Origin of the sequence: Cutibacterium nasicola, assembly GCF_051303185.1 — a bacterium.
In the GTDB taxonomy this organism is placed as follows: domain Bacteria; phylum Actinomycetota; class Actinomycetes; order Propionibacteriales; family Propionibacteriaceae; genus Cutibacterium.
The window spans coordinates 93,030-107,104 of record NZ_JBPPGE010000006.1; the positions used below are offsets into that span (position 1 = coordinate 93,030).

Genomic DNA, 14,075 nt, shown 5'->3' on the forward strand with positions numbered 1-14,075 from the left:
GTGTCGTCACCGCTCGTAGCACCGCCCACGATCATCACCCCGATCACCACAAGCGGGCAAGAGGGCCTTCAAAGCCTCTCCTGCACCCCGGTGCACAACACCACCTGCGTCGCTTCGTCCTCATCGCGCCGTACCCTGGAGGGTATGCAGACGCAGCGAAACGTGGTGTCCCACGCCTTGCAACGCCGTCACACCCTGGAGGCGTTGCTCAGCCCCCAGGTCGACCTCAATGCCCCTACGGCGTGCGACGCCGACCCCATGCTGGTGCGCGCCGCCATGCACCACGGCGAGTCCCTCGACCACGACTGCCCGGTCTGCGAGTCGCCGCGGTTGGTCCTGTTGCGCCACGTCTTCGGCCACCAGCTGGGTCAGTACTCGGGACGTATCCGCACGCTTGATGAACTGGAGGAGATGGAGCACCAGTTCGGTGAGCTCCACGTCTATGAGGTCGAGGTTTGTCCCGACTGTCTGTGGAACCACATCCTCGTCGACTACGTCCTGGGGGATGGTCGACGTCGTCGCCCACCTCGCCATCAGCCGACCGTGGAGGACATTTATGGCTGATCACAAACCTGCCAAGAGGCCAGTCCGACGAGCAGTTCCCGCCACCAGGCCGAAGCGCAACCGTCACGGCAAGCTGAAGAAGTTCCTGTGGGGCCTGTTGGTGACGATCCTGTCGCTGGCGATCATCGCCGTCATCGGCGTCTTCGTCGCGTATGAGCACACCGAGCTGCCCGACCCCAACCGTGACTTCCAGACGAACACCTCGTTCATCTACTACCGGGACGGCAGTCGGCTGGGGTCCTTCTCGGTGCAGAACCGTCAGTCGATTCCTTATGAGTCGATGCCGAAGGACCTGCGCAATGCTGTCGTCTCGGCTGAGAACCGCACTTTCTGGACTGATCCCGGCATCTCGGTCAGGGGCATGGTTCGTGCCACGTGGGCCATTGCCCGTGGTGGCGAGATGCAGGGTGGCTCGACGATCACCCAGCAATACATCAAGGTGTTGTACCTGACCCAGGAACGTACCATGAGCCGCAAGTTCACGGAGCTCTTGCTTGCGGTCAAGATGGGTAAGGAAGTGCCCAAGGAGGACATCCTCGCCGGATACCTCAACACCATTTACTTCGGTCGTGGTGCTTACGGTGTTCAGGCTGCCGCCAAGGCCTTCTTCTACACTGACGCGTCCAAGCTCACCTTGTCCCAGTCGGCGGTGCTGGCCTCGGTCCTCAACAGCCCGGTGAACTTCGACCCGAGTGCGGGAGTGGCTGCTCGCGAGAGGCTGTTGCAGAGGTACCGCTACGTTCTCGACGGCATGCTCGAGGCCGGCAACATTACTCAGGCCCAGCATGACGAGGCCTACCGTGAGCTGCCGAAGTTCCCGAAGGTCCCCGACTACAACCGGTGGGCGGGTACCGACGGTTACCTCATGAAGATGGTTCATGACGAGTTGACTGCCAAGGGGTTCTCCGACCAGCAGATCAAGGGGGGTGGGCTGAAGGTGACTACCACCCTCGATCGCAACGATCAGAAGGCAGCCGTCGCGACTGGCCAGAAGTACAAGAAGATCGCTGGTCGCAATGCTGGGGAGAAGGGTGCCAAGAACCTTCATCCGGCGCTGGCCTCAGTCGACGTCAGTACCGGCGGAGTGCTTGCCCTTTACGGTGGCGACGATTACATCTCCAACACCCGCAACTGGGCACGCACCCCCCGCCCTGCTGCCTCGACCTTCAAGACCTATGCCGTGGTCGCGGGGATGCGTCACGGTTTCAGCCTGCGCTCCCGTCTCGAGGGTGACCCGTTCACCCCGGACAGCGACAAGACCGAGGTCCGCAACGACAACAACGAGAGTTTCGGTACCGTCAGTCTGTATCGGGCCACGGAGAAATCCATCAACACGGCCTTCGTCGACTTGGTGGCCCACACGAAGCACGGCCCGAAGGAGGTCGTCAAGGCCGCGACCGATGCAGGGCTTCCCAAGGGCACCGGCTGGGACCTCAACAACCGCATCGCGCTGGGTACTGCCGAGGTGAGTCCGCTCGCCCAGGCTGGCGGCTATGCGACGATCGCCAACGGTGGCAGGCAGGTGACCCCGCACGTGGTGGCGAAGGTGGTCGATCCCTCCGGCAAGACGGTCTACGAGGCGTCCAAGCCCTCCAAACAGACCATCCAGGCTGACATCGCCCACGACGTCACCTATGCCCTGCAGTCAGTGGTCAGGGGAGGTACGGGGCGAGCCGTCTCCGACTTCGGCCACGAGGTTGCCGGCAAGACGGGAACCGCCGGTGTTGAAAAGCAGGTGACGGCGGCATGGTTCGTCGCCTACACCAGGCAGGTCTCGACCGCGGTCATGTTCGTCGCCGGTGATGGCGGCAACGAGGACCTCAACCGCTACGCCAGGGAGGGGGCGTCGAGCTTCTACGGCGGCGGGTATCCGGCTCAGACCTGGGTGGACTACATGGCGACGGCGATGAAGGGAATGCCTCACAAGTCATTCGCCGACCCCGATTGGGTGAACCTCTCCGGTAAGCACTATGGCGACACTGAGCGGCCAGTGGTGCCGGCCGAGGGCAAGTCTGACGACAACGAGAATTCCGACTCGGGCTCGTCGAACTCGTCGGACTCCTCGACCGCGACGGCGTCTCCCAGTTCCATCCCGACGACGTCGAGCACCAGACCGACGGCTTCGGCCACTCAGGAGCCTTCCACGCCGTCACCGACCAAGACCGAGACGACCCGCATCCGGCGTCCAACCCATACCGTCCGACCGACGCACACCGGTCATCCCACGACGGGAGAGACGACGCGCGGCGGGCTCCAACCCGGTGGTCCGGGCCACAATGGGTAGCCTGACGACGTGACCATTCCCGATCCGAAAGACGACGCCATGGTTGCCGACAGCCGTGCCGTCGCGCACCCGAATGGCGGATCCATGGGTTACGCAGCCCGCCGTGCTCTTGACGCCCCGAAGCGATCCCGCGTGTCCCGACTGGGGCTGGATCGCCGTCTGGGTGGGCGTATTGGTCGCCATGCCTGGCCACGAGGCGTCTTCTTCGATCCCGGCTGGTGGGCCATCATGAGCGCGATCGTGGTCTGGTTGTTGACCATCTACCGGGTCACCCCATGTGTGCAGCATGACGCGGCGAAGGCGGTCGATCCTTACCAGCGGCAGTGCTACTCGGACATCCCGACGATCTATCGGTCCTCGGGGATGGGTCACGGTGGAGCGTTGTTCTCGAACCCCGACATCGCTCAGCCCCCTCTCGTGACCGTTCTCATGGCGTTCTGTCGCCGAATGGTGTGGGCCTTCGGCGCACAGGTCTCCCCGAAAGCCACTGACCAGCAGGTTCTCGACGCCGCGAATGCTTATTGGGGGGTCGCCCAGGTCGTGCTCTTCGTGGCTTTCCTGGCGGTCGCCATCTCGGTCATGCTGCTGGGTCGCGGCTCAGACGCCAACCTTCCGGTCGGCGGGGAGAGCGGCCCCACCCAGGCTCGACGCCGTTCCTGGGACGTCTTCTGGGTGGTGCTGTGTCCGGCGGTCTACCTGAACGGTCTCATCGACTTCTCCATGGTCCCGGTGGCCCTCGCCACGACGTCGATGCTGGCGTGGTCGCGTCGTCGGCCCTGGTTGGCCGGGATCCTCATCGGCCTGGCCTGTGCCGGAAGCCTGCAGGCTGCCGTGGTGGCCTTCGCCGTACTGGTGTGCTGTCTGCGCGCGACCCGGCTGGCGGAACTCGGACGGTACCTGTTGTCGGGTTTCCTCGTGCTGGTGGTGTGCCACGTCGCTGCGGCGTGGTTGGGCCTCACCTCGTGGTGGACCTGTCTGCGGTCGGTTTTCTGGTCGGGCACCGGTCTGGGAACGATCTGGTATGTCATCCAGGACTCCTCGGGCGGTACGATCCCCGGGATCGGCTGGATCACCGGTGCCTTGACGATTGGTGGCCTGCTCGGTCTGGCATGGCTGTCGATGACGGTCCCGAGGCGTCCGCGCATCGCCCAGGTGGCCTGCGCAGCCCTGCTGATCCTCTTCATCACCAACAAGGTGTACTCGCCGCAGTGGGTGCTGCTGCTCGTCCCGCTGGCGGCCCTGGCACGTCCCGACCTTCGCGACTGGGCCGTCCTCATGGTGGGGGAGTGCTTCTACTCGTTGGCCGTCTGGGCCCATCTGGGCGGGCTGTCCCTGCCCGGCGGTTCTGACGCCGACATCGTCTACTGGGCCTCCGTCCTGCTGCGTCTGGCCTGTGAGATCTGGTTCGTATGGGGTGTTGTCGACGACATCCGACGGCCATGGAATGACGTCGTCAGGGCGGGGTATGCCGACGATCCCACCGGTGGGGTGCTTGACCACCTACCAGACCCGGCGCTCGAGGATGAACCCGCCGCGGGGGCTGCCCGGTGACGCGCACCGGAGCAACGAGGTCGACGCGAGTCGCGACGTCATTCACCCCCGCCGATGATGGACGCCTGGTGACCCAGACATGGTTGGGGAGCCGAGCGATCCTGTTCATCGTCGCCGTGGCCATCATGGCCGGGTGCCACCGCACCTTCTCCCAGGTGATGGCCAACTGGGACGTCCAGCACTTCATGTCCATCGCCCGTAATGGGTACGCCGATCCCGTGGAAATGGCCTTCTTCCCCGGACTCCCGGCGCTGCTCAGGGTCGGCAGCCTCGTCGGTCTACCGATGGAGGTCACCGGAGTCCTGCTCGGCCTGGTCGGGTCAGCCTTGGCGGCCTGGGCGCTGTTTCGTATCGGTGGGACGGTACCGGCGTGTCTGTGGCTGATCGCCCCGACAGCGGTTTTCACCGTCGTCGGGTACACCGAATCCCCATTCTGCGCCGCTGCATTCTGGTCCTGGGAGCGTGCCCGGTCCGGGAAGTGGTGGCCAGCCGCGTTGCTTGCCGGGCTGGCGTGCACCTTCCGTGTCTCGGGACTGTTCCTCGTCGGCGCCCTGGCCGTGATGGCGGTCCTGGGTGACGGCGACCGGCATCGTCCCACCAGTCAAGCTGCTCGACGCCGCCGTACCACCGAGATCGTCAATCGGCTTTCGACTCTCCTGGTGCCAACCGCTGTTCTCGTCGCCTTCGTGGTGTGGCTGCATCGGCTGACCGGGTCGTGGACGGCTTGGTCCCAGGCGCAGACCAAGGGATGGGGACGTGGGTTCACCACCCCTGTCGAGACCTTGCGACACACCATTCCCGCGACCCACCCCGAGACCTTGGAAGTCACCTACGGCTCCGGGGCAGCCGGAGTGGCGGTCGTGTTTCGCCTCGAGCTTGTCTCGGTCGTGCTGGGCATCCTCGTCGTGATCTATTGTCTGATCCGTCGTCGTTGGGCCTCGGCATCCTGGGTTGGTATCCAAGTCGTGGCCTTCTCGATCGGTTATTGGTACATGAGCGTCAACCGTGCCACTCTGTTGTGGTTCCCGCTCTTCGTCGCGCTGGCTGAGCTCACTCGTGGCCCGTCCAAACCGCCCGGTCTGGTGTTGCTGTGGCGCGGAATCATGGGCATCATCGTCGTCGCTGATCTCGCCGTCATGGTGTGGTGGGGCTGGCGCTTTTTCACCGGGAGGTGGGCCAGTTGAGGCTGGAATACGCGCGCAGGGTCGGGAGTCTTCCAACCCTCGAGAAGGTCGTCGTCGCCGTCGTCGTCATCACCCTGTTCGCGATGCAGCTCATCGACACCCGGCATGGTCTGTGGACCCCTTGGACCGTCTCGATCCAGCTTGTCGGATGCGCCGTCGTGACGATGTGTCTGGCGCCAGCAGCATGGCGACGACGTCATTCCATGAGTCGAACCGGCTGGATCTTCATCGCCGAGATCACGACCATCATGATCTGGTCCCTGATCTCGGCGATGGTGGCCCCGAAAGCTGTCGTGTGGCGGACGACGGTGCCACGCATCCACCAGGTCATGCCAGCCGTGACAGCCTTGGTCACCTTGATGGCGGCGGTGGCAACGGTACTCGTCCTGTCTCGCCATGCTCGTCGGCTGGCGACCCTGGGGGGGTCTGCTGCGGTGCTTCTCGGCGCTCTCGTGGACTGGCCGGTTCAGGCGTCCATCCACCGCAGTCCCAGGCTTGCCAGCGCTATGGGTGGCTCGGCGGTTGTCCACGTCGCGATCATCCTGGCAGCTGGTGTCTTCTTCGACGCTTCTCGGATGGCTCGCACGCGTCCGCGGCAACTTGCCCTGGCCATGGTGGGATGTCTTGCCGTCGGCATGACGATCGCCACCGGTTCCCGCGCCGCCCTCATCGTGCTGTTCATCTTCGGCGCCTGGGCGCTGGCAGCCTGGGGACGACACCATCCGCGCATCGCGGGGGGTGTTGCGGCTGCCGCAGCGGTGATGCTGGTCGCCCTCGTTATCCGTGTACCCGCTCTGCAACGTCTGGCCACATGGACCTCGCCGGCCCGTCTTCATGCCGCTTCGGTGGGATGGGACGCGGTCTCCAGCTCCTGGACGTACCTGCTTCTCGGCGTGGGATCCGGTCGGGTCTTTCCGTGGTATTCCATCGAGGACAAGTTCATTGCGGCCCCGGGAGCCGGCATCATCGGCACTCCGTTCGGGGTTGCCCTCAACTCTGCTCATTCGGTCTTCGTCGCGGTGCTCACGGAGTTGGGCGTCCTCATGTTCCTGGTGTTGTGCGCAGCCGCCGTCGTGCTGTGGGTCAATGCCTGGCATGACGTCCGCCGTCGCTCCACCTGGGCGGTGACCTCGATGGTGCTGGCGGCCACCACGGCTGCATGGGTTTTTGACACCTATCTGCTGAAGAACTTCGCCGTGTCGACGTGGTGGTGGTTGATCGCTGGCTGCGTGTTGGCATCTCATGGCTGCAACGCAGAGCGTGTTGGCTCGGCAGTGGCCTCGCCGGAAGGGCCCGGCACCGTGGAGCCGAGCGGTGAGGAATCAGACGACAGGAGTTCGACCAGCCCGATGTTGTGACGGCGGCTCCGGGCGGCGATTCGGGCGCCGACCGCGTTGAGGAAGTCGTCAAAGATGTGGCGGTTGCCGGGAACCGGCAACCGCCACATGAGGTCATCCAGGAGCCCCTACTTCTTACGAGCGAGCACCACACCATCCAGGTGAGCGTGGCACATTGACAACAGCTCGAGGTGATCGCTCAGTTCGCGCTTCGAGGTCACTCCCTCCCCCACGACGGCGATCGCTGAGGTGGTCTTGGATGCGACCGTGAGGGAGTCAGAGGCCTCGAACCCTGCTGAGGCGTTGACGATCACGTTGTCGTAGCGACGGCCCAGCTCGTGCAGGAGAGTCGTCAGCGCCTCGCCGCCGAGCAGCTCGCCGCCGTTGGCGGTGGCCGTTCCGGCCGAGATGAAGTCGGCCTCGTCTCCCTTGCCGCTGACGAGGACGTCGCCGTCATGAGCGCGTCCGGCGAGCAGATCAGACAGCCCAGCGCAGGTACGGTCCAGACCACGTGCCTGGGTTGCGCTGCCATGAGCCAGATCGGCGTCGACGAGCACCGTCCTGGTACCGGTGCGGGCCAGGCTGTCGGCGACAGCCGCGGCAATCACTCCGGCCTGGGTGGGTCCGGAGCTGGGGCACAAGGAGACGGTACGAATGCCGTCTCGTGACGGCATGAAGGAGATGTTGTGGGCCAGCGGTGTGATCTCGCTGGTCGTCGGGGATGCCGAAACGCGGCCCAGAACCGAGGAATCGACGACCTCGGCGACGTCCTCCGGCGAATGAATCCTGGTGTTCAGGATGGCTCGGACGAACAGGTAGATGAGAGCGACGAGGATGCCGATGAGCACACCGACGACCATGCTCTTGGTGGCCGAGCGCTCACTTCCCTGCACCGGAGAGATGATGACGGTCGCCTTGGAGATGGACAGTACCGGCTTGTTGTTGCTGGCATGCGGCACCCGGGCAACGGCCTTCTTGAGGTCCGTGACCATGGTGTCGACGACCTTCTTGGTGTCGGCCTCATTGTCGCTGGAGTAGATGATCTGCAGGAACATCGGGGAAGGGGTCACCTTGATGGCCTGCTCTAGCGACTTTGACGACACCCTCGGGTCCAGGCTGGCGCCGAGGGGCTCCAGCACCGCGGCGGAACTGAGGTAATCGGCATAGGAAGCGACGAGGTGGGTGGTGTATTCCGAGGCCGCCGCCGGATTCTGGAACGTGTCAAAGGCCTCTGACGTGAACAAGACGTCGGCCTCGGCCTCGTAGCTCGCATGGGACATGGCGTAGTGGCCGACCCCAGCGACGATCGCGACGATGACGGCGACAATCGCCGATGAGGCCAAGAAATGGCGCGCGTTCCGGAACACTGTACGTAGCTGCATCCAACGACCGATCTGTCAGGGGTGGAGGTGTGTATAGGCTGGAACCACCATAGCCCGTAGGACAACCAAGGAGCATCAGCCATGCGACGATCCGGCGCACTCTCCGGCGTGGTGGGACGCGCGAAGCGCTGGCTCGCGCAGCGGGTCCGCCGTGTCCGCCCTTCCCAAGGGGTTTCGCGCCAATCAACCGGTCGGCACCATGACAAGCCGCTGGTCGTCCTGGTGACGTCCCGGTTCCCCTACGGATCTGCCGAGCAGTTCATTGTCGCGGAATTGCCCCACTGGACGGGTCGCGACGTCGACATGGTGGTCTTGCCGGAGAAGAACGACGCGCCGAATGTCCAACCCCGTGATCTTCCTGCGGGCGTCACCCTCGACACCCGCCTGTTGAGGAAGTGGGGAAGCCAGAAAGGGCGTGCGCTGTCAGTTCTTGACGCCCTGACGTCCGGCGTCTTCTGGCGAGAAGTCCGCGATCTCGCCAACTTGGGCCGTCTGGACCGTTCTCGCTTCGTCTTCGCCTTGCGGTCCTGTGCCCAGATCACCATGGTTCGACGCACCTTGGCCGAACTGTCAAGGGAACACGGCGGGATCGAACTCGTCTACACCTACTGGCTGGCCGTCTCGACAGTGGGCGCTGCGCTGGCGAAGAAGCAGGGGGCAGTGCGCCGCGTGGCCTCCCGGGCTCACAACGCCGACATCTACGAGGATCGTCATCCCCTGGGCCATCATCCCGCGGTGCGCCAGATCGTTGACGAGGTCGATCTGCTGGCCCCGATCGCCGCCGATGGCGCCGAGTTCTGCGTGAGCCGCTATGGATTTGATGAGAACCACGTGGTCGTCAGCCGGTTGGGTGTCGACATCCCCTCGTGCGGGGAGTGGTCCCGGCCCAGTCCCGACGGCGTCTTCACCGTCTTCTCCGTCAGCACCATGACACCTTTCAAGCGGCTCGATCTGCTCATCGACTCCCTGGCGGAGCTGTCCCAGCGATGCGGATCGACCACGCTGCGCTGGGTTCACGCCGGTGAGGGACGTCTCCATGACGAGCTTGCTGCCCGGGTTTCCGAAAGGCTCGAGCCTCGCGGGGTCGAGGTGGAGTGGCTGGGCCAGCTCGGACACGACGAGCTCTTCGACTGGTACCGCACCCACGAGGCCGACGTCCTGGTCAACACCAGCTCCTCGGAGGGCATCCCGGTGTCCATGATGGAGGCGATGGTGCGCGGCGTGCCGGTCATCGGTACCGATGTGGGCGGGGTTCGTGAGATCCTTCCTCCGGACTGGCTGATGCCGTCCGATCCGTCAGCGTCAGAGGTGGCTGAGTTCATCGCGACGCGGATGAATGATGTCAAGTCCGAACGGACTCGTCAGGAGGTGGCCCGTTTGGTGGCCGAGAAGTACGACGCCGATCACAACTTTGACGTCTTCGTCGACCGGATGGTAGCGGTGGCACAGGCATGACGACGATGGCTCAGCGGGCTGCTCTTGCGAGCTCCCAGCCCTCCCGGTTCGCAGTGTGGTTCGTGAAGTTCTTCCTCATCCTGTTGCCATTCGCGTCAGCATGGGCTTCGACGATCACCCTTGCCGGACTTCCCCCGGTGCGTTTGCTGGTCATCGTCCTGATGTTGGCAGCTCTTGCGGCGCGCCCGCGGGTGGAGATCGTCTCCCAGGTCCTCATCGCCGTCGGCATGTTCTGGATCGCCATGGGCCTGTTCCTGATGCGGGATGCTGAGGGGTTCAAGGAAATTCTGGGGGTTCTCGTCGGTCTGGTGACGATGATTTCCGTGACCCTCGTCGGCCACGGGCTGTCCTGGATCATCCTCATGTGCCGGGCCTGGCTGGGAGGCGTCATCATCGCGATCCTGCCTGGCTTGTTCGAGATTGCCACTGGCAAGCACATGCCCAACTACCGGTTGGGTGCCCCGGCCTATGTCCGCAGGACGGCGACCGACATCGCCTCATTCATGGTCAACCCCAACCTTTTCGCCTACTTCATCACTGCCGGCATGGTTGCCCTCATCGTGGGATGGCAGCTCGAGAAGGGCGGGCTGAAGTGGACCTACTTCATCGTCGCGCTCCTCGTGCCGCCGGTGACCTGGTTCACCGGGTCTCGACTCTGCGTGGCAGCTTGTCTGGTGCTGGTGGCCTGGATGTGCGTGCGCTCCCGGGTTCTGACGATGATCGCAGCCATCGGGGTGTGCGTCGGTGCCATCGTCGTCATTGCCTCCGGGATGATTCCCAGGCTCATTGACGCTTACAACACTTTCATCGTCAACCTCAACTCGAACTCTGGTCAGACCCGTCTGCACCTGTACCAGAACGCCGGATGGATGTTCGTGAACACCAAGGGCGTCGGGATCGGACCGGGTCGGTACACGGTGGAGGTCGCTGCTGCGCCGTGGCGCACCTACGGTGCCATCGACCCGCACAACGGCTTCACCGAGGTCTTCGTCGGCTACGGCCTGCTCGTTGGCGTCGTCCTCGTCGCTCTGGCCCTGGCTGCCCTCGTCGCAGCCATCCGCCGTGCCGGGGGACATCCCGGGTACACCGAGACGCTCCTGCTGCAGGCGGTTGGTGTGAGTCTGCTCCTCTGCCCGCTGTTGGCCATGGCCAACAGTTCGTACCTCAAGAGCCCGGTGGTCTGGTGCCAGATGGCCACCATTGCGCTGTGGTGCCAGTACCTGCTCAGACCCGGCCTGGCTCCGCGCAGGTCTGAGAAGTATCAGGGTGACGACGTGCGGCGGCTTCCGCGTCGACGCCGAGTTCTGACCCGAGCCATCTCAGTTGGCCAGAAGTGAGCCCCCGCCACGTTCGAGAGCCGCCGTCCTGTGACCTGTCCGGCCTACTGAGAGTGCCCCTGTCGGCGTCGTGTCGTTGGCGCGAGTACGCTGGACCCGATGCAACCGGCATGAAAGGCTTCCCACATGGGTGAACCACGGATCATCGACACCGCTGACCTGGACGACGGTGTGACCATCGGCGACGGTTCGTCGATCTGGCACCTGTCCCAGGTGCGCGGCGGAGCCGTCCTCGGCGAGAACGTCGTCGTCGGGCGTGGCGCCTACATCGGCGAGGGGGTGCACGTCGGTGACAACTGCAAGGTCCAGAATTACGCGCTCGTCTACGAGCCTGCGCAGCTGGAGGACGGCGTGTTCATCGGCCCGGCGGTGGTGCTCACCAACGACCACTTCCCGCGCGCCATCAACCCCGACGGCTCCCTCAAGTCGGCTGACGACTGGGAGCAGGTGGGCGTGACCTGCAAGCGCGGCTGCGCCATCGGCGCTCGCTCCGTGTGCGTCGCCCCCGTCACCATCGGTGAGTGGGCCACGGTGGCCGCCGGATCGGTCGTCACCAAGGATGTCCCGGCTTACGCCTTGGTGGCTGGTGTACCGGCTCGTCGAATCAAGTGGGTGGGCCGTTCCGGCTTCCCGCTGGATCCCGACGGTGAAAACAAGTGGATCGACTCGCGAACCGGGGACCGATTCGTCGAGGATCCCGACACCGACACGCTGACCCTCGTCAGCGAGGGCGAGCAGGCCTGAGGTCGTCGTCGCCCAATTCAACCCCGTTGTGGGTGCCGCGGCGCCCACAAACCGGACATCCCGTCCGAACAGTTAGGAGCTTTCAACGTGACTGCCCAGTTCATTCCACCTGCCAAGCCGATCCTCGGTGACGACGAGCACAAGGCCGTTGACGAGGTCATCGCCTCCGGCATGGTCGCTCAGGGCCCTCAGGTCCACGCCTTCGAGGAGGAGTTCTCCTCCCAGGTCGTTGACGGAGTCCACTGCGTGGCCGTCAACTCGGGCACCTCAGCCCTGCACATCGGCCTGCTGGCCGCTGGCATTGGTGAGGGCGACGAGGTCATCGTCCCCTCGTTCACCTTCGCCGCCACCGGCAACTCCGTCGCCCTGTCCGGCGCCAAGCCGGTCTTCGCCGACGTCGACCCGGTGACCTTCAACCTGGATCCGGTCTCCGTCGAGGCTTCCGTCACCGACAAAACCGCCGCGATCATGCCGGTGCACCTCTATGGTCTTCCGGCCAACATGCCGGAGATCCTCAAGATCGCTGAGAAGCACGGCCTCAAGGTCTTTGAGGACTGTGCCCAGGCTCACGCCGCCAGCATCGACGGCAAGCATGTCGGCACCTTCGGCACCTTCGGCGCCTTCTCCTTCTACCCGACCAAGAACATGACCTCGGGTGAGGGTGGGATGATCACCACCTCCGATCCGGAGGTCGCTCGTGAGGCTGCCATGCTTCGCAACCAGGGCATGGAGAAGCGCTACGCCAACGAGTACGTCGGTCTCAACAACCGCATGACCGACATTCACGCCTCCATCGGTCGCGTTCAGCTCACCAAGCTGGCCGGCTGGACGAAGACCCGTCAGGAGAACGCCGCCTTCCTGTCCGAGAACATCACCGAGGCCGTCACCCCCGCCGTCCCGAAGGGCTACGTGCACGTGTACCACCAGTACACGATCCGCCTGGAGGGAGCCACCGGCGAGCAGCGCGACCGCTTCGTCACCGCCCTCAAGGAGGAGCATCAGGTCGGTTCGGGTGTCTACTACCCGATTCCGAACCACCGTCTGCCCTCGCTGGCTCCGTACGCCCCGGGTCTGGAGCTGCCGAACACCGAGAAGGTTGCCGCCGAGTGCGTCTCGCTGCCGGTTCACCCGTCGCTGTCCCAGGCTGACCTCGAGCGCATCGTCGCCGGCGTCAATTCGTGCGCGAAGGCAGGTGCCTGATGGCGAACCTGCGCGCCGGCATGGTCGGCATCGGCTCGATGGGCAAGAACCATGTTCGCAACCTGCGCGCCATCGACGGCGTCGACCTGGTAGCGATTGCTGATGCCTCTGGCAAGGACCCGTTTGGGGTCGCTGGTGACTTGCCTGTCCTGCCCGACGTCGACGCCGTCATCAAGGCTGGGGTCGACTACTGCGTTGTCGCTGCTCCGACGAAGTTCCACGAGGAGATCGGTCTCAAGCTGGCTGAGGCGGGTGTTCACGCCCTCATCGAGAAGCCGCTTGCCTACGACACCGCCGCTGCCACCCGTCTGGCCGAGGCCTTCCAGAGCAAGGGCCTGGTAGGTGCTGTCGGTCACATCGAGCGGTACAACCCGGCCTTGCAGTCGCTGCGCAAGCGTCTGGAGAACGGCGATCTCGGTGACCTCTACCAGGTGGCCACCCGCCGTCAGGGCCCCTTCCCAGCCCGTATCGCAGATGTCGGCGTCGTCAAGGACCTCGCCAGCCACGACATCGACCTCACCGCCTGGGTCACCCAGCGTGAGTTCGAGCTGGTTGCTGCCCGCACCATGTTCAAGGCTGGTCGGGACTACGAGGACATGGTCTCGGCGACCTGCCAGCTCTCTGGTGGGCTCATGAGCAACCACCTCGTCAACTGGCTGACCCCGACCAAGGAGCGTCGTACCTTCGTGACAGGTGAGAAGGGCATGTTCGTCGCGGACACTCTGACCGCAGACCTCACCTTCTACTCCAACGCCAAGGTTGCAACGGTGTGGGACGACATCGCCAACTTCCGTGGTGTTGCCGAAGGTGACGTCACCAGGTTCGCGATCCCCAAGCCCGAGCCGCTGCGCACCGAGCACGAGAACTTCCGTGACGCCGTGCTGGGCAAGGACTCCGACATCGTGACGATGGCCCAGGGCGCCAAGGTTGTCCAGGTCTGCGAGGCGATGATCAACTCCGCCGCCACCGGGGAGTTCATCAGGACCTCCTGACACATTGGTCATGATCGGGCCGGGCCGATTGCGTTCATCGATGCG

11 protein-coding genes are annotated in these 14,075 nt (G+C 64.5%); 10 read left to right on the top strand and 1 reads right to left on the bottom strand.

All coding sequences use genetic code 11. The features are described 5' to 3' along the window. Positions 1 to 144 precede the first annotated feature (144 nt). From ACSJJT_RS10535 to ACSJJT_RS10555, 5 genes are all read left to right on the top strand, one after another. Positions 145 to 564, top strand: coding sequence for a DUF5318 family protein (locus ACSJJT_RS10535; protein ID WP_435918228.1), 420 nt, complete (start codon positions 145 to 147; stop codon positions 562 to 564). Next, positions 557 to 2,848, top strand: coding sequence for a transglycosylase domain-containing protein (locus ACSJJT_RS10540; protein ID WP_435918229.1), 2,292 nt, complete (start codon positions 557 to 559; stop codon positions 2,846 to 2,848). Before ACSJJT_RS10535 ends, ACSJJT_RS10540 begins: the two co-directional genes overlap by 8 nt. A gap of 171 nt (positions 2,849 to 3,019) precedes the next feature. Further along, positions 3,020 to 4,399, top strand: a complete 1,380-nt coding sequence (locus ACSJJT_RS10545) for a glycosyltransferase family protein (RefSeq protein ID WP_435918315.1) — start codon at positions 3,020 to 3,022, stop codon at positions 4,397 to 4,399. After that, positions 4,396 to 5,583: a mannosyltransferase family protein gene (locus tag ACSJJT_RS10550; protein ID WP_435918230.1), complete on the top strand. Its 1,188-nt coding sequence runs from the start codon at positions 4,396 to 4,398 to the stop codon at positions 5,581 to 5,583. Before ACSJJT_RS10545 ends, ACSJJT_RS10550 begins: the two co-directional genes overlap by 4 nt. Further along, positions 5,571 to 6,941 carry an O-antigen ligase family protein gene (locus ACSJJT_RS10555; protein WP_435918231.1) on the top strand — a complete coding sequence of 457 codons (1,371 nt, stop codon included), beginning with the start codon at positions 5,571 to 5,573 and terminating at the stop codon, positions 6,939 to 6,941. Before ACSJJT_RS10550 ends, ACSJJT_RS10555 begins: the two co-directional genes overlap by 13 nt. Positions 6,942 to 7,048: 107 nt before the next feature. Here ACSJJT_RS10555 and ACSJJT_RS10560 read toward each other — a convergent pair whose 3' ends face one another. Next, positions 7,049 to 8,302: a tyrosine-protein kinase domain-containing protein gene (locus ACSJJT_RS10560; protein ID WP_435918232.1), complete on the bottom strand. Its 1,254-nt coding sequence runs from the start codon at positions 8,300 to 8,302 to the stop codon at positions 7,049 to 7,051. Positions 8,303 to 8,383: 81 nt separating this feature from the next. Here ACSJJT_RS10560 and ACSJJT_RS10565 point away from each other — a divergent pair, with 81 nt between their 5' ends. The 5 genes from ACSJJT_RS10565 to ACSJJT_RS10585 all read left to right on the top strand — a co-directional run bounded on the left by ACSJJT_RS10565 (position 8,384) and on the right by ACSJJT_RS10585 (position 14,030). After that, a complete protein-coding gene (locus ACSJJT_RS10565; protein ID WP_435918233.1) occupies positions 8,384 to 9,757 on the top strand; it encodes a glycosyltransferase in 1,374 nt (457 codons plus the stop codon). Further along, positions 9,754 to 11,094: an O-antigen ligase family protein gene (locus ACSJJT_RS10570; protein WP_435918234.1), complete on the top strand. Its 1,341-nt coding sequence runs from the start codon at positions 9,754 to 9,756 to the stop codon at positions 11,092 to 11,094. The genes ACSJJT_RS10565 and ACSJJT_RS10570 overlap by 4 nt, the downstream gene beginning before the upstream one ends. Positions 11,095 to 11,220: 126 nt before the next feature. Further along, positions 11,221 to 11,838 carry an acyltransferase gene (locus ACSJJT_RS10575; RefSeq protein ID WP_435918235.1) on the top strand — a complete coding sequence of 206 codons (618 nt, stop codon included), beginning with the start codon at positions 11,221 to 11,223 and terminating at the stop codon, positions 11,836 to 11,838. 87 nt (positions 11,839 to 11,925) lie between these two features. Further along, positions 11,926 to 13,038: a DegT/DnrJ/EryC1/StrS family aminotransferase gene (locus ACSJJT_RS10580; RefSeq protein WP_435918236.1), complete on the top strand. Its 1,113-nt coding sequence runs from the start codon at positions 11,926 to 11,928 to the stop codon at positions 13,036 to 13,038. Further along, entirely contained in the window at positions 13,038 to 14,030 is a 993-nt protein-coding gene (locus tag ACSJJT_RS10585; protein ID WP_435918237.1) for a Gfo/Idh/MocA family protein, read from the top strand. The genes ACSJJT_RS10580 and ACSJJT_RS10585 overlap by 1 nt, the downstream gene beginning before the upstream one ends. Positions 14,031 to 14,075: the final 45 nt, after the last annotated feature.